13 protein-coding genes and 1 other RNA gene are annotated in these 16,571 nt (G+C 57.5%); 13 read left to right on the top strand and 1 reads right to left on the bottom strand.

Annotation, left to right across the window (positions count from 1 at the left end):
• Positions 1-213 precede the first annotated feature (213 nt).
• Entirely contained in the window at positions 214-1,383 is a 1,170-nt protein-coding gene (locus DES29_RS02755) for an outer membrane beta-barrel protein (RefSeq protein ID WP_021994827.1), read from the bottom strand.
• Positions 1,384-1,655: 272 nt separating this feature from the next.
• Here DES29_RS02755 and rnpB point away from each other — a divergent pair.
• From rnpB to DES29_RS02690, 13 genes are all read left to right on the top strand, one after another.
• An RNA gene (rnpB, locus tag DES29_RS02750) (RNase P RNA component class A) lies at positions 1,656-1,969 on the top strand.
• Between the two features lie 292 nt (positions 1,970-2,261).
• Positions 2,262-2,678, top strand: a complete 417-nt coding sequence (locus DES29_RS02745; RefSeq protein ID WP_005430982.1) for a division/cell wall cluster transcriptional repressor MraZ — start codon at positions 2,262-2,264, stop codon at positions 2,676-2,678.
• 111 nt (positions 2,679-2,789) lie between these two features.
• Positions 2,790-3,737 (top strand): 16S rRNA (cytosine(1402)-N(4))-methyltransferase RsmH, encoded by a 948-nt coding sequence (gene rsmH, locus DES29_RS02740; RefSeq protein WP_005430981.1) that lies wholly within the window; start codon positions 2,790-2,792, stop codon positions 3,735-3,737.
• A 3-nt stretch (positions 3,738-3,740) separates the two neighbouring features.
• Positions 3,741-4,163, top strand: a complete 423-nt coding sequence (locus DES29_RS02735) for a hypothetical protein (RefSeq protein WP_005430980.1) — start codon at positions 3,741-3,743, stop codon at positions 4,161-4,163.
• The gene (locus tag DES29_RS02730) at positions 4,160-5,974 is read left to right on the top strand and encodes a peptidoglycan D,D-transpeptidase FtsI family protein (RefSeq protein WP_005430977.1); all 1,815 of its coding nucleotides are present in this window, start codon (positions 4,160-4,162) and stop codon (positions 5,972-5,974) included. The genes DES29_RS02735 and DES29_RS02730 overlap by 4 nt, the downstream gene beginning before the upstream one ends.
• A gap of 32 nt (positions 5,975-6,006) precedes the next feature.
• Positions 6,007-7,539, top strand: coding sequence for a UDP-N-acetylmuramoyl-L-alanyl-D-glutamate--2,6-diaminopimelate ligase (locus tag DES29_RS02725; protein WP_021994830.1), 1,533 nt, complete (start codon positions 6,007-6,009; stop codon positions 7,537-7,539).
• Positions 7,540-7,624: 85 nt separating this feature from the next.
• Entirely contained in the window at positions 7,625-9,046 is a 1,422-nt protein-coding gene (locus tag DES29_RS02720) for a UDP-N-acetylmuramoyl-tripeptide--D-alanyl-D-alanine ligase (RefSeq protein ID WP_005430972.1), read from the top strand.
• 50 nt (positions 9,047-9,096) lie between these two features.
• Positions 9,097-10,233, top strand: coding sequence for a phospho-N-acetylmuramoyl-pentapeptide-transferase (mraY, locus tag DES29_RS02715; protein ID WP_005430970.1), 1,137 nt, complete (start codon positions 9,097-9,099; stop codon positions 10,231-10,233).
• 47 nt (positions 10,234-10,280) lie between these two features.
• On the top strand, positions 10,281-11,807 hold the full coding sequence (murD, locus tag DES29_RS02710; RefSeq protein WP_021994831.1) for a UDP-N-acetylmuramoyl-L-alanine--D-glutamate ligase: 1,527 nt from the start codon (positions 10,281-10,283) through the stop codon (positions 11,805-11,807).
• 20 nt (positions 11,808-11,827) lie between these two features.
• A complete protein-coding gene (gene ftsW / locus DES29_RS02705) occupies positions 11,828-13,000 on the top strand; it encodes a putative lipid II flippase FtsW (protein WP_005430966.1) in 1,173 nt (390 codons plus the stop codon).
• Entirely contained in the window at positions 12,997-14,133 is a 1,137-nt protein-coding gene (gene murG / locus DES29_RS02700) for an undecaprenyldiphospho-muramoylpentapeptide beta-N-acetylglucosaminyltransferase (protein ID WP_005430964.1), read from the top strand. Before ftsW ends, murG begins: the two co-directional genes overlap by 4 nt.
• 41 nt (positions 14,134-14,174) lie before the next feature.
• Positions 14,175-15,572: a UDP-N-acetylmuramate--L-alanine ligase gene (gene murC / locus DES29_RS02695; protein ID WP_005430962.1), complete on the top strand. Its 1,398-nt coding sequence runs from the start codon at positions 14,175-14,177 to the stop codon at positions 15,570-15,572.
• 25 nt (positions 15,573-15,597) lie between these two features.
• Complete coding sequence (locus DES29_RS02690) at positions 15,598-16,557, top strand: D-alanine--D-alanine ligase (RefSeq protein WP_005430961.1); 960 nt, start codon at positions 15,598-15,600, stop codon at positions 16,555-16,557.
• Positions 16,558-16,571 lie beyond the last annotated feature (14 nt).

Below are 16,571 nucleotides of genomic sequence, written 5' to 3'. Positions count from 1 at the left end.
CGAAGTGCGGAAAACGCTCATCCGTTTTGGATCAGAGAGCGCTTCCGGGCACAACACAAAGGCGCCGCCGCAGGCTTTGCAGGGCGCCCATTAAATTGGGTCAGAGTGAATTGTATGGAGTTGGCCTTTTCTAAGTGTTAAGCCGGAAAAAGAAACCGTCTGGAAATGTGATTCCAGACGGTTTGTAGACGGTGCTGAAAGCGTGGCCGTTCGTCAGAACGCGAAACCGAGGCCGAGCGTGAAGGCGGTCGGCATGGACTTCAATACATATTCGCTGTCGCGGTCGGCAAGCACGCCTTTGTAGCGCGGGAAGTTCGTATCCATCGACCCGGTGAGCCAGAAGTGGTCTGTAAGGGCCCAGGTACCGCCGAGCGTGAGCGCAGGGAAGATGCTGGTGTCAGAGTTGTAGGGCCCTTCGGCTTTGCCGTAGCCCACACCGGCGCCGGCAAATAGGCGCAGTGATTTAGTCACGTCGATGTTGTAGGAGATGGTGAGTGTATAGGTGCGGAAATCGATGGACTGTTTGCCTGAGCCGTCGGCATAGGCGACATCGTGCTGAGCCCGAGAATATTTGAGATCCGTCTGCCAGCTGCGCCCAGAGTAACGGCGCAGACCAACATTCCAAATCGTATCGTTCTTTATCAGGCTCTTGGAATACTCTTCCCCATTGTCGACATACTGCCAGCCATAGGACCCGTAGAGCAGATTAGGCGACTTCACCCAAGGACTGTCAGATGCGAGCGGCATCTTGCGGCCTTTCGCGTCGTCGACGGTAATCGTCGAGTAAAAGAAGAAGACGTTGGTGAAAGGAATGAAGGTGCCATAGAAGGACACTGTATCGGTGCCGATCTTGGCGACGGGCAGCGGCAGAGGCAGCGGCGCCCACATATAGTCGCCGCGCATCGTGATGCCTGCGAGATAGCCCGCCCCTACATGGAGTCCGGTAGAGCCGATCGGCCATCGAGCGAGCCAGGAGTAGCCCACCATCGGCTCTATGCGGTAGTTGGAATCCACAAAGTTAACGGCGAAAAGCAGGCGTTCATTGCCGCGATTGTCAATCACTTGCCGTGCGTAGCCCATGCCGAAGGGATAACCGTTTTCTTCATGCCGTTTTTTCCAAGCCCAGGTTGGATGGTTGGTATAGGTTGGAACGATCCAGACCGAGTTGCCCTCCTCAAAGATACGCTTGGTTCCTTCCTTGGTGTCACTCCAAAAAGAGGCCCAATCGCCCGGACGTTCAGACGACTGACGGGCGTAGCCTGCCGGCGTCGTGTCTACTACGGCTTCCCAGAGGCCTGCCTGAGCAGTGCACGCAAACGAAACGGCTGCGGCAAAGACTGCGCGGGCCAGAAACGTGGGACGAAAGAGTTGAGGGTGTTGCATGACAATGAGAGGGATCGACGAAAGCGCTCAATTTGCTCCGCCGGCAGAGACCTGTGTTTGCGGCTAAGCAGCCGAGAGGTCTTTCCTGCGTGGCGGTCGAGCGAGATGGATAGAGCCGAAAGCCGACATTGTCCCACAAGGCGCAGATGTCTATGTGCAATTAGACCTGCCGACAAAAGTTTTGCTGAATGCGGTTGGGTGAAAACCTTCGGAATCCGGCTTGCCACGCTGACGCATAGTCGGTAAAGTAGCGCCTCGCTGCAGTTCGACGAGAAGTTTTCCGGGCGGTCGTCGGCGGTTTTAGGCCGCGGGAGGAAAGTCCGGACTCCGCAGGGCGCCGTAGGAGGTAACGCCTCTCCGCCGTAAGGCGCGGATTAGAGCAACAGAGACGAGCCGGCCTCGGGCCGGGTGAAACGGGCAATCTCTACGGGGAGCAACATCAAATAGGCAGCCAATGGGCGGGCCCCGTCCGGCTGCGGGTAGATGGCTTGAGGCGGCGCGTGAGCGTCGTCCTAGATGAATGACCGCCGCCGAGGTCCTATAGGACTTCGCGCGACAGAATCCGGCTTACAAGAGAACTTCCGCCGAATTGCAGCAACAGCTTCCGCTGTCCCTATCCTTGTTGGACAGTACATACATCCAGACCCGCTCGTGCGGGTTTTTTCTTATGCGTTCCCGCAGACTCCTAAATAGGTCTGCGGTTGATTCAAGCTTCATTGGATTTTTACGCTTTAGACAAGATCTTTTGCCTATTTGGTACTGATTTTCATGATCTGACTATTGGCAACTGTGGGAAAATGTGGGAATTGGTGGGAGCGTCTCTGCGGGACGCTGGCCCAACGGGAATGAAGGATTGAAGACAGTTTGAGGATAGGAAAGTGTTTCAAGGCACTACGCTCATCACGCTCGACGACAAGGGGCGGCTTGCGCTTCCTAAGCGTGCGCGTGATGAAGCGGCCGCTGACGGCGTGATCGTTGCTGCGCGTCATCCGGACGGGTGCCTGGTGCTTTATCCCCCTTCTGCCTGGGCTCCTAAGCGCGATGCTCTCCTGAAGCTTCCTTTCTCCGCACGCGGTTTTGTCCGTTTAGTGCTGGGGAGTGCTGAGGAACTGAAGGTTGATCGTGCCGGGCGCGTACTCATCCCCGCGGGGCTGCGTGAACTCGCTGGACTTGAACGCGAAGCAGCTCTTGTCGGCTGGGGTGATCATTTCGAGCTCTGGGATCGTGCACGCCTGACTGCTGCCGAGGCGCAGGCCGTCGCGCAGACCGTTGAGGATCTCGACTTCACGTTCTGAACCCGCTTTCTGCCAAAGAAAATATTTCCAAAATTTTGGGAGGCCCGCACAGTGCTTCCCTGGCGCGTCGTCCGCAGCGGCGCTGCTTGACAGCAGAAAAAGAAACAAGCCATGTCCGCCTTCGTCCATCTTCCCGTTCTGAGCCGCGAAGCACCTGAAGCCTTGGTTGCTCGTCCAGATGGACTCTACGTGGACGGCACTTTTGGCCGCGGCGGCCATAGTCGACTCATTCTTGAGCGGCTTGCGCAGCAAGGGCGGTTGATTGCTTTCGATCGCGATCCAGAGGCGGTGGCGGCGGCAGCTGCCATTAAAGATCCTCGCTTTCAGATTGTCCATGCGCCGTTTTCCGCTATGAAAGAACGTTTGGGAGATCTCGGTATTCGACAGGTCGATGGGATCTTTCTCGACATCGGCGTATCGTCGCCGCAGATTGACGATCCCTCCCGCGGTTTTTCCTTCCGCTTCGAGGGGCCCCTCGATATGCGCATGGACACGAGCTGCGGCGAAACCGCAGCGGAGTGGCTTGCCCGAGCATCGGTTGAGGAAATTGCCGAGGTGCTTGCGGATTTCGGTGAAGAGCGCTTCGCACACCGCATTGCACGGGCAATTGTTGAAGCAAGATCTCGTGCGCCAATCACTACAACCGGAGCGCTTGCAAAGCTCGTAGAAGCGGCAGTGCCGAAGAATCGCCGCGATGCTGCTCAGCATCCGGCGACGCGTACGTTCCAGGCGGTGCGTATTCAGGTCAACCACGAGCTCGATGAACTCAAGACCACTCTGGAAAGTGCTGGGGCTCTTTTGGCGCCGGCCGGTCGATTGGCCGTCATCAGCTTCCATTCGCTTGAAGACCGCATTGTCAAGCGCTTTTTCGAAAAGCGCCTTCATCCTGACCGAGATCTCGATCCGCGGCTCCCGATGCCGGCGGGTTTCAATGCGCAGCCGTGGTTCTGCGATGTGATTCGTATTCTGCCGACCAAGAGCGAAGCAGAGTCCAATCCGCGTGCACGCTCTTCCGTACTCCGTGTTGGCACGCGTACTGCGCGTCTCTGGGAGGATTAGGCCATGCGTCCCGTCACGCGTGCGGAACTGCTGTGGACGGTCGTTTTAGGCATCGTCCTGGTGGGCAGCGCGTTTTGTCTGGTAGACCTTCATTTCCAAATGCGTCAGCTCTTTGTGGCTCACGAGCATGAAATGGATGTTCATCGCCGACTGCTCGACGACCAGGCCGAGCTGGAAATGAAAGTTCGCCGGGCTTCGCTTCCGGGGAGCATCTCAGCAGGTGCGGCCATGCTCGACTTGTCCGGGGCAACGGGTGCGGATACGGTGACGCTCGTGGAGGCGCCGGACGGACGAATCGACTTTTTGCCGGAAGTGCGCCGCGAACTTGATGCGCTGACGACGAATGGGGATGCTCAGAAGAGTAAGGCTGATCCAAAGAATGCTCAGCCTTCGGTTCGCGGTGCTGGGGCTGGAGGCCGGTCATGACAAACTTCATGAAGCGCGCGGCTGACGCAGTGGTCGATAAGCTCCTCGAGCTCATGCAGCGAGATCGGGCTGCACAAGAGGCCAAACCCAAAAGCGCCGAAAGTCCGCTCATCGTCATTCCGATTCCGAAATGGCGCACGTACTTTGCACTTGCCTTCATTACGGTCTTTTTTCTCGGACTCGTTTGTCGTGCGGTTTGGCTGCAGGCAGTGACGACGGATTTTCTTCAGGATCAAGGCGAGGCGCGTTATGCCCGGACGCTCACCATTGCCGGTGAGCGCGGGGAAATTCTGGACCGCAATGGCGTGGTGCTTGCGGCCAGTCAGCCTGTGCGCAGCATCTGGGCGGATCCCGCATTCGCCAAAAAACTTTCAGCCGATGACTTTAAGAAGTTGGCCGATGTCCTGCAGATGAAGCCAAAGGAAGTTCGTGACAAGATTTTCAAGGCTAAGTCAAAGAACTTTACATATCTTGCCCGTACTCAAGACGTGCGGACAGCAGAGGCCGTGAGGCTTTTGAAGCTTCCCGGCATCGGTGTTTCGCCAGAAGTGCTGCGTGAATATCCCGATGGCCCGGCTGTCGCTCACGTTGTGGGATTTACCGGCCGCAGCGATCATGGTCAAGAAGGTATTGAACTGGCCCGAGACAAGGATTTGACCGGGGTGCCCGGGGCGCGCCGAGTGATCCGCGATGCTCGCGGCCGGATCATTGACGATATCTGGCAAAAGGAAGCCGTGCCGGGACATGATGTGGTGCTGTCCATCGACTCCCGCGTACAGTTTCTTGCGTTTCAGGCTTTGAAAGCACAGGTCGAGAAGTCTGAGGCATTGGCTGGTGCCGCGGTAGTGGCTGACGTACAGACCGGGGAGATAATTGCGCTCGTCAACGTTCCGTCCTATGACCCGAACGACCGCTCCACGATGCTCTTTGAACAGATGCGCAACCGTGTGCTCACCGACCAGTTTGAGCCAGGATCCACTTTAAAGCCCTTTGCCATCGCCAAGGCGCTCGATATGGGAATTGTCGGTCCGAAGACGACCATTCAGACGGCGCCGGGAAAGCTCACCATCGGTGACCGCACCATCGGCGATACCCATGACTATGGACTGCTGACAGTGTCCGAGATCGTGGCAAAGTCGTCCAATATTGGTACGGTGAAGATCGCGCTTGAAATGTCCCCGCAGACATTGTGGGACATGTACACCGCTTTAGGTTTCGGGCGCGCTCCTGCAATGGGCTTCCCAGGCGCGGCATCCGGACGTCTTCGTCCGGCAAAAACCTGGCGGCCGATTGAACAGGCCACTATTGCTTACGGACACGGCATCAGCGTGTCGCTCATGCAGCTTGTGCGCGCTTATACCGCGCTGGCCCGAACGGGTGACGTTATTGACTTGACGCTCTATAAGCGTCCGGAAGGCGAACTGCCCAAGGGCGAGCAGGTTTATCGACCGGAGACTGTGCGGCTTATCCGCGCCATGATGATGAAGACGATGGCTGCCGGGGGAACGGCAAGCACTATTAAGGTGGCGGGCTATACCGTGGCCGGCAAGACCGGTACGGCCAACAAGGTTAAGAACGGGCGCTATACAAACGATACGGTGGCGAGCATCGTAGGCATTGTTCCGGCTGTCAACCCAAGATTCATTGTGGCGGTGATGATCGACGAGCCTAAAAAAGGCAGTCGTTTCGGCGGGCGTGCGGCTGGTCCGGTGTTTAGCGAAATTGCTGAAAGTACGCTGCGCATGTTGATGGTGAGTCCTGACCGAGAGTCCGTTTCGGGCGGCGGCTTCCTGGCGAAAATTCGCAATTGAACCTTATTGAAGCAAATGGACGGAGATTACTCATGGATCAGACGATCAAAGATTCGGTGGCGTGGCTCAAAGATCTCGCACATCCGGGTGCACATCTTCGGCTCGACAGCCGAGAGGTGAAGCCGGGCGATATCTTCTGCGCCGTACCGGGTGAAAAGGTCGACGGCCGCACTTTTATCCGTGTAGCAGCTGCCCGGGGAGCGGCGGGCGTGATCTATGAGGCTGAAACGAGCCAGCGTCCTGAACACTATCCGTTGCCCGCTAAGCCTGTGGAGCACCTGCGCGAGCGGCTCGGCGAAATCGCCGCGCGCTTTTACGATGAACCCTCGGCTCACATGACAGGCGTGGCCGTGACTGGCACAAACGGCAAGACGACCACTACGTTCTGGACGGCCTCGCTTTTGACCGCTCTGGGCTCTCCGTCCGGCATCATCGGTACAGTCGGTGTCTTCTTCGCCGGACGGCAAATCCCTGCTCCGCATCTGACAACGCCGGATGCAGCCTCTTTGCAGGGGATCCTCAAGGATCTTGAAGAGGCCGGTGCCAAGAGTTTTGTGATGGAAGCGAGTTCCGTTGGGCTCGATCAGGGGCGCATGAAGGGAACGCACTTTAAAGTGGGTGTATTCACCAATTTGTCTCGTGATCATCTGGATTACCACCAGACGATGGAAGCGTACGGCGAGGCCAAAGGACTTCTTTTTGCTTGGCCGGGTCTGAAGGCTGCCGTGTTGAATGCCTCGGATGCCTGGAGCCGGAAGTACGCTGATGCTGCTCAAAAGAACGGCTCCGAGATCTGGGTGACTGGATTGGAGGGTGAGGCAGCCTCTTTCGGGCAGGCATTCGGCGCTGCTCACGTGCTTGAAGCTAAGCAGATTGAGCCGTCGCACCGCGGCATGCGTTTCACGCTGGTCTGTGACAAGCGCGAATTTCCTGTTGAGCTGCATGCGCTCGGCACTTTCAATGTTGATAATGCGCTTGAAGCGGCTGCGGCTGCAGCCGCTTGCGGCCATCCCATCGAAAAAGTCGTGCGGGCTTTGGAAGCCCTCACTCCGCCTCCAGGCCGCATGCAGATTTTTGAGTCCGATGGAATGCCGCTCGGAGTTGTGGATTTCGGCCACACGCCGGATGCGTTGGAAAAGGCCATTGAGTGCCTCATTCCCAATGCGCGTGCTCGGGGCGGACGGCTATGGACGGTTTTCGGCTGCGGCGGTGACCGCGATGCCGGCAAGCGGCCGATCATGGGCGAAATTGCCGCACGGCTTTCCGATCAAGTCATCGTTACGAGTGACAATCCTCGGACGGAAAATCCTCAGGCGATTGTCGATGCGATCATGCAGGGCGTACAGGCTGTACCGGGTGCTGATCAGCGGACAATGGCCGTTGTTGACCGCCGCGAGGCGATTCATCGTGCCGTTTTTGCCGCTGACGCTAAAGACATCATCCTCGTTGCCGGCAAAGGGCATGAATGCGAACAGATCCTCAATGACGGGCCGCACCATTTCGTTGACGGAGAGGTGCTTCGCGAGGCTTTTAATGAATGCCGCGCAGTCCGCAGCCGGAAGTAAAAAGAAATACCCAATTGATTGCAAAGGCGTTCTGGCCTAAAGGTCAGTCAGACACTTTGCTTCTTGATGACAAACAATAGAAACCATGCAGGCAGAAACCGAAGTAATCCCGTCCGAACACGAGTCCTTTAAGTGGCTTCTTGAAGCCTTGTGCGACGAATTGGTTGAAGTTCACGGAGATCCCGCGAATGAAGACGCATCGTGGATCCGTGTCGTTACCGACAGCCGCATCGTCCGAGCGGGCGATGTTTTTGTCGCGCTCTCTGGAGAGCGCACCGACGGGCACCGCTATCTTTTACAGGCTGCCGAGTCAGGCGCATTCTGCTTGGTGGTCGAACACGTAGAGACTGGACTGAACGTTCCTCAGCTTGTGGTGGAAAACAGCCGTCGGGCTTACGGACTGATTGCGCGGGCTTGGCGCCGCCGTTTCGGTATTGCGCTCACAGCGGTGGGCGGCAGCAACGGCAAAACAACGACCACGCAGATGATGAAGGCGATTCTCGCAGCTCATTGGGGTGTGCAAAACATCCATGCTACGGAAGGCAATTTCAACAACGACGTCGGCGTGCCGCATACGCTGCTCGGTCTTCATTGCGGCTGTCGGGCTGCCGTTGTGGAAGCCGGGATGAATCACCGCGGTGAAATGGCCCGGCTGGCTGACTGGATTCGCCCGACGGTCGTGCTGATGACTAATGCGCAGCGCGAGCATCAGGCGTATTTAGAAACTGTGGCTGAAGCGGCTTTTGAAAACGGCCTTTTAATTGCTGCGCTCCCGAACGACGGGGTTGCAGTGTATCCCGCTGACGATCCCTGTGCCGACGTCTGGGCTTCCTATGCGCTTGCCCGCGGTGTGCGTACGCTTACCTACGCTACCGCTGAAGGGGTGGCGGCCGATGTCCGCGGCGAACTGGTGCCGGGCAAGGGGCTGCGGCTTCTTGCCTACGGCATTGACCGTGTCATCGGGCTGCAGGTTCAAGGCGCGCACAACATTCACAACGCCGTAGGCGCAGCTGCTGCTGCACTGGCGCAGCAAATTGATGTCGACGCCATCGCCGAAGGTCTGGCCGCCTTTAAGGCGCTCCCCGGGCGAGGAGCCCGCATGGCGTCTCCTGCGGGCTTCACGCTGATTGATGATGCATACAACTGCAATCCCGACAGTGCTATCGCGTCGATCGCGATGCTCGCAGAGGAAAAGCCCGCACGCATTTTCCTTTTTGGCGACATGGGTGAGCTAGGTCGTGATGCTGAGCTTTGGCATGCTGAAGTGGGCGGTGCCGCGAAGACGCTGGGCATCGACTATTTCTGGGCGGCAGGACCGCTCTCTAAGCACGCGGCAGAAGCGTTCGGCATTGACGGCGTCAGAGGACGGTGGTTTGCCGATCGAGATGAATTGATTGCGCATCTGCCTGAACTGCCGCTCAAAGGGGCAACGGTGGCCGTCAAAGCAAGCCACTCGTCAGGCTTTGGGAAGGTTGTTGAGACGCTGAAGCATTTCCCAGCGTTCTGATTTTTCTTTTTTTCTTTTTTTTCACGAGCTTCTGCCCGACTTTTCGCATCATGCTCAACTTCCTTTTTTCTTCTCCTGCCGATTCGCTGGCGCTGCGCGCACTTTTGGCGTTTTTGACAGCACTCGTGATTGGACTGGCCTGCGGTCCAGCCCTCATTAGAGAACTAAAGAAGCTTCATTTCGGTCAGGCCGTTCGCACGGACGGTCCTAAAACGCATCTGGCCAAGGACGGTACGCCGACAATGGGCGGGGCACTGATTCTTGCTGCCATCACCCTTTCAACGCTTTGCTGGGCAGATCTTGGGAATCGCTTTATTTGGGTGGTGCTTTTTGTTACGTTGGGCTACGGCGCCATTGGCTGGATCGATGATTACCGCAAGATCGTGCACCACGATCCACACGGTATGAGCGCTCGTGAAAAGTTCTCCTGGCAGTCCGTGATTGGTTTGGCGGCAGCTTTTTATCTTGCCTTGGCGCTTGCCGTTGAGCCAGGCGGAACATTTGCTGAAGCGATTGGCGCTTGGTACGACGCTCGTTTTCCGCTGGACGTAACGGCCAATATTCACCTCTACTTGCCGCTTTGGACTGACTGGGCTTTCCCGCTGGGGCTGATCGGCTTCATTGTCTTCGTCTACATCGTGATCGTCGGATCGAGCAATGCGGTGAACCTCACCGATGGGTTGGATGGCCTGGCCATTCTGCCCACGGTGCTGGTCGGCTCTGCGCTCGGGCTCTATGCCTATGCGGCGGGTAATCCTGATTTTGCCGGCGCTGCCTATGCAGCGGCTGCGCCTCATATTCCTGGCGCTGAAGAGCTTGCAGTTCTCGCGGCGGCTTTGGCTGGCGCGGGACTGGCCTTTCTGTGGTTCAACGCTCATCCGGCACAAGTTTTTATGGGCGACGTGGGAGCTCTTGCGCTTGGCGGCTGTTTGGGCACGATGGCGGTTGTCGCGCGGGTGGAGCTTATCCTCGCCGTTATGGGCGGTATTTTCGTGGTGGAGACGCTTTCCGTCATGATTCAGACGACCTATTTCCGTTTTTCTCACGGCAAGCGAATTTTTCTGATGGCGCCCATTCATCATCACTTTGAACTCAAGGGGTGGCAGGAAACTCAGGTCGTGGTTCGATTCTGGATCATTACTTTTATTCTGACAGCGCTTGGTCTTTCGGTGCTTGCGCTTCACTGAGTGAGACGTTCACTGAAAAACAGCGGTTTTCGCAGGTTAGTCAAAAAATGCTTGAAGCTGAAGACAAATCCTTCATTACATTGAATGCCGCCGAAGGGGCTGGCCGCAGTGCCTGGGTACTCGGGCTTGGCGCTTCTGGACGTGCTGCCGCTCAATACCTCAATGACCATGGTTGGCGCGTTCATGCTTTTGATACGCGTGAGGCGCCTGCGGGCCTTGACGCTTTTTGCAAGGCGGTTCCGGGCTGCGAGATGACGCTGGGCGGCTTTCCTGAAACGACGGCGCCCGGCGTAGAACTTGTGGTGATGTCGCCGGGCGTTTCGCCTTACTTTGGTGCGGCAGCCTCCGTCTGTGCTTCAGCGCGCAAAGCGGGCATTCCTATCGTCGGCGAGATTGAGCTTTTTGCGCAGGAGCTCGCCTATCTGAAGCGTACGCAGGGATATGCTCCCAAAGTCATCGGCATTACCGGCACAAACGGCAAAACGACGACGACAACGCTTACCACCAAAATGGCTGCGGCAGCAGGACTGTACGCAGTTGCTGCGGGCAACATCGGACCTAATGCCGTCGCGGAGCTCAGTAAAGCCGAAGCGGCCGGAGCGCTCCCTGACATTTGGGTGCTTGAGCTCTCGAGCTTTCAGCTGGAAACAACGCATACGCTCAACTGTACGTCAGCTGCCCTTTTGAACATCACCGAGGATCACCTTGACTGGCACGGTTCTATAGAGGCCTATGCGCACGCCAAAGGGCGTATTTTTGCACCCGATACCGTACGCGTCGTCAATCGTGAAGATCCGCTCGTCATGGCTGAACTTGAAAAAGTGGATGATCGTGAGCACTCAGCGGCTCGATGCTTCTCATTCGGCGCGACGAAGCCGCAGAAAGAGGGTGAACTTGGTCTGATGATGGCGGCCCATGCCTCACAGGGCTACTGGCTGGGACTTCGCGATCAGATGGAGGTCGACGTGCTGTTTCTGCCGGAATTCGAGCTCCTCATCCGCGGCCGGCACAATGCCATGAACGCACTCGCAGCTTTGGGACTTATTACAGGCGCCGGCATTGAAACTCGGCCTGCGATTGGCGTGCTCCGTACTTATCGAGGGGAGCCGCATCGTGTGGAACTCGTACGCACGATTGAAGGCCGCGATTTCATTGACGATTCCAAGGGGACCAATGTCGGCGCAGTGGCTGCCGCCGTGTGCGGACTTGCTGCTCAGGGACGCCGAATTCTGATTTTGATGGGCGGCGACGGCAAAGGGCAGGACTTCACGCCGCTTGCCAAAGAGCTTAAAGGGCGAGTGGCGTTTGCGGCCTTGATTGGGCGTGATGCAGCCAAAATCCGCGAAGCCGTTTCGCCCGCCGGTGTTGCAACAGAAACTTTTAAGACGCTTGAGGCCGCGGAGGACTGGCTTTGGGAAAAGAGCCGTCCGGGTGATCAGATACTTTTGTCACCGGCTTGCGCTTCATGGGATATGTTCCGTGACTATGCCGAACGCAGTGAACGATTCAAGGCTGAGGCCGCCAAAATCGCGGATCATGTTGTTCCGAAGGCCGATGAAGCCGTACAGGGCTGATGGCGTAAGAGAGGTTTTCTGTGAGGCGTTTAGATTCCGACTGGGGTGCAGATCAACGTTCATCGCCCGGCCTTAACTGGGAAGTGATCATCTGTACCACCGCGCTCGTCTGTTTTGGAACGGTCATGGTCTTTTCGGCCACGTCCTCCATGGGCGCGGGCGGGTTGGGAGATTCTGCCAATTTCGGCGAAGTCAAGCGCCACTTGATGAGCATTCTCCTTGCGCTATGCGCCGCAGCGGTGGTTTACCGCGTGCCGATGAACTTTTGGTATCGTCACTCCACCTGGCTGCTGCCGGTCGGTTTGCTGCTCCTTGCCAGTGTGTTTCTTCCCGTTATCGGCAAGAGCGTCAACGGCGCTCGCCGATGGCTGCAGCTCGGGCCCCTTTCGATTCAGGCTTCGGAAATGGTGAAGCTCTGCGCTCTGATTTATGCCGCAGCCTTTACCGTGAAGCGTCAGGAGTACATGCACTCCTTTTCAAAGGGGTTCTTCCCCATGGCGATTGTCATGGTGATCATCGCCTTCATGCTGATGCAGCAGCCCGACCTAGGGGCGACGGTGGTGGTATCGGTAGTCATCATGGGCGTGCTCTTTCTGGGCGGTCTGTCGATGAAGATCTTTCTTGCCGTCGGCACGGTGATCGTCGCTTTCGTGGCACTGATGATTTTTATGACGCCGTGGCGCCTCTCGCGCGTATTGGCGTATTTGGATCCATGGTCCGATGAGTATGTTCTGGGGCAGGCCTACCAGCTTTCACATTCGCTCATCGCCTTCGGCCGCGGTGAACTCTTCGGCGTAGGGCTCGGCGGTTCCGTCGAGAAGCTCAACTACCTGCCCGAGGCTCATACCGACTTCATCATGGCTGTAGTGGCGGAGGAAACCGGACTGGTCGGTGTTATCCTCATCCTCTTTATTTTTTACTGGCTCATTCGCCGCACATTCGAAATCGGTCGGCAGGCGATCAAGCTGGAGCGCTTTTTCCCGGGCTTGCTGGCGCAAGGTGTGGGACTTTGGTTCGGAGTTCAGGCGATTATCAATATTGGCGTAGCTTCCGGGGCGTTTCCGACGAAAGGGCTCACGCTTCCGTTTGTGAGCTTTGGGGGATCCTCCATGCTCTCATCCATGATCGCCATTGGACTGCTTTTAAGAGTAGACCGAGAAAACAAAATTTTGATGCGAGGAGGTCAGGTGTGACCGCTGACAACAAACAACAAACTGCGGCCGACGGCCGCACGCTCGTCATCGCCGCTGCAGGGACTGGCGGACATGTGATGCCTGGTCTGGCCGTCGCTCGCGTAATGGCCGATCGAGGATGGAAGATCGTTTGGATTGGCACGACCACCGGCATGGAAAAAGGGCTTGTAGAGCGTCAGGGGATCGAATTCCATCCGCTTAACTTCCAAGGCATGCGCGGACGCGGCATTACAGGGATGATTACGGGCGGCATCAAGATGCTCAAGGCTATCTGGGATGCCCGCAAGCTGCTTAAAAAACTTCGTCCGACGGCAGTGTTTTCCACGGGCGGCTACATCGCTGTGCCGGTATGCTTTGCGGCGCAGAATCTCAAGCGTCCCATTGTGCTGATGAATTGCGACGCTGACCTCTTGATGTCCACCAATACTGTGCTGCCTTTTTGCGATGCGCTGGCCTGCGGGTTTGCGGGCGGTGCCCGCACGTTTGCAGGCATCAAAGGGCATACGACAGGGAATCCCGTGCGCGCCGAAATCGCGGCGCTGCCGGCGCCCGCAGAGCGTTTTGCCGGGCGTACGGGGCCGCTAAAACTCTTTATTTTCGGCGGTTCGCTGGGCGCTCAGGTACTCAACGACGTGCTGCCGCAGGCTTTGGCAATGATTCCTGAGAGTGAGCGTCCTATTGTCCTTCATCAGACTGGGCGCGATCGTGATGCGGCTGTGCGCGAAGCGTATGCCAAGGCAGGCGTTGCGGCTGAAGTCGTGCCTTTCATTGACGATATGGCAGCGCGCTACCGCGAAAGTGACCTGGTGCTGTGCCGATCGGGTGCAACGAGCTGTTCGGAATTGTGCGCAGCGGGCGCCGCTGCAGTGTTGGTGCCTTTTATTGCCAAAACCACTAAGCACCAGCTCGGCAATGCCAAATATCTTGCGGATCGGGGGGCGGCCTGGTTGGTGAATCAAGCGGACTTTACCCCGCAGGCTGTGGCCAAGCTCATTTCAGGCATGACGCGTGAGTCGCTGCTCGAGCATGCTCAAGCAGCACGCGCCATTGCCGCGCCGGATGCGGCGGCTAAAGTCGCTGACTTGATTGAAGAAGTCGTCGCACGTCGGGCGCCGAAGATCCCGAAGGCCTGACGCTCGCACGCGAATATTTGCCCCTTTTACGGAGAACCACCTTGAAGTTTCTGGTCAATCATCTGCATTTCGTCGGGATCGGCGGTGCTGGCATGAGCGGCATCGCCGAAGTGCTCCTCAATTTAGGTTATGTCGTCAGCGGCTCGGATATCGCTGCGTCGCCCGTGACTGAACGTCTGCAGTCTTTGGGGGCGCGCATTTCGCTCGGACACGACAAGAAGAACATCCGCGGCGCGGATGCAGTGATCGTTTCTTCGGCCGTAAAGGCTGACAACCCAGAAGTTACCGCTGCTCGTGAACTCGATATTCCAGTCGTCCCGCGCGCGGTGATGCTTGCTGAATTAATGCGGCTGCGCCGCGGCATTGCAATTGCAGGCGCTCATGGGAAAACGACGACCACCTCGCTTACCGCATCACTGCTCGCCGCAGGCGGACTGGATCCGACTTTTGTCATCGGCGGAAAACTCAATAGCGCAGGCGCGAATGCTCGCTTGGGAACGGGCGAATTTCTGGTGGCCGAAGCCGATGAATCTGATGCGTCGTTTCTGAATCTCACGCCGGTTATTGCTGCCGTTACCAACATTGACGAAGACCACATGGATACCTATGGGCACGACTTTGAGAAACTAAAGAGTGCTTTTGTGGACTTTCTCGGACGTCTGCCTTTTTACGGCGTAGCCGTGCTCTGCATGGACGACGATAACGTTCGCTCGATTCGTCCGCGCGTAACGAAACCCGTGATTGGGTACGGTCTTTCTCATGACGCTACCGTTCGCGCAATTGATGTGACGGCCGATGGCACGCGCATGCGTTTTACGGTTCTTCGCCCTGATCATCCGCCGCTGCCCGTCGTACTGAACCTGCCGGGCGTACATAATGTGCGCAATGCCTTGGCGGCGGTCGCAATCGCGACCTTGGCGGGCGTTAAGGACGAAGACATCAAGCGCGGCTTGGCAGAATTTAAGGGCGTAGGCCGGCGCTTTGCACAGTGGGGTGATATTCCTATTCAGGATGCGGATGGCCGCATCACGGGAACCTTCACACTGATTGATGACTATGGTCATCATCCGCACGAAATGGCGGCAACCCTCGCGGCAGTACGCGGTGCGTGGCCCGGCCGCCGCATTGTCGTTGCTTTCCAGCCGCACCGCTACACTCGTACGCGCGACTGCTTCAATGATTTTGTGAAGGTCCTTGAGGATGTCGACGGCGTCGTGTTGGCCAATGTTTATCCTGCGGGGGAAGCCCCCATCCCCGGTGCAGACAGTCACCATCTTGCCGAGGCCATCAAAGCCTCTGGCCGCAGTGAACCCGTTGTGGTGGATGTTGATCAAGTGCCCGATGCCGTGCGCTCGCTCGTAGAGCCCGGTGACGTTGTCGTAACGATGGGTGCGGGCTCAATTGGCCGTGCGGCGCCGAAACTCGCCGGTCGTCTCTGATGGAATAAAAAATAGGAGTCTGCAAATGACCCAAGCAGAAGAACCGCGTCTTGAACGCGTTGTAGTGCTCGAGGGAGGCATTTCCTCTGAGCGTGAGGTTTCGCTTCTATCGGGGCGCGGCGTAAAGGAGGCGTTGGCTTCAAAGGGCCTGGAGGTTGAAAGCTGGGATCCGGCTGTTGACAGCGTGGGCGGTCTGGAAGAGGGCGCATATGATGCCGCCTTTATTGCGCTTCACGGGACCTTGGGCGAGGACGGCTCCGTACAGGGACTCCTCAATTGCATAGGTCTTCCCTATACCGGTCCTGGCGTGACGGCTTCGGCGATTGCGATGGATAAGGAGCTTACGAAGAACATTTGGCGTGCCAACGGCATTTCCGTGCCTGCGGGCGTGCGTTTGACGGCAGCCGCATCGGATGCTGAGCTCGAGCGTGCCATTGCCGAGTTTGGTGCTGACGGCGTTGTCGTTAAGCCCGGTCATGACGGCTCCTCGATTGGTGTTACCAAGCTCGATCGCGATGCGCTTTCCCTTCATTCGCTGCGAGCTGCGCTCAATGCAGCTGCTGAGCGTGATGCCGCAGAGGTGTTGGTGGAGGAGTACATTCACGGGCGCGAGTTTACGGTGGCCATTCTGGATGGCAAGGCGCTCCCCGTGATTGAGATCTGTGCTCCTGAAGGCAGTTACGATTTTCAGAATAAGTACTACACGGATGTGGTGCGCTACGAGTGTCCGGCAAAGCTTCCAGAGGCTTCGGCGAAAGCGCTTGCTGCTGCTTGCGAGAAAGCCTTCGCAGTGCTCGGCTGCCGCGGATGGTCGAGAGTCGACGCGCTTGAACGTGCTGACGGAACATTTGCACTGCTCGAAATCAATACGTCGCCGGGCATGACCCCGCACTCGCTCGTGCCGATGGCGGCTCGTGCTGTAGGGCTGTCCTATGCCGACCTCTGCCTCAGAGTGCTCGGACTCGCCCGCACGGACATTGCTTGATCTGATCTGCGCTT

The organism is Sutterella wadsworthensis (assembly GCF_003315195.1).
Classification (GTDB): Bacteria; Pseudomonadota; Gammaproteobacteria; order Burkholderiales; family Burkholderiaceae_F; genus Sutterella; species Sutterella wadsworthensis.
Note: the sequence above shows the minus strand (reverse complement) of the source record. Positions and strands in the feature narration are given on the sequence as shown.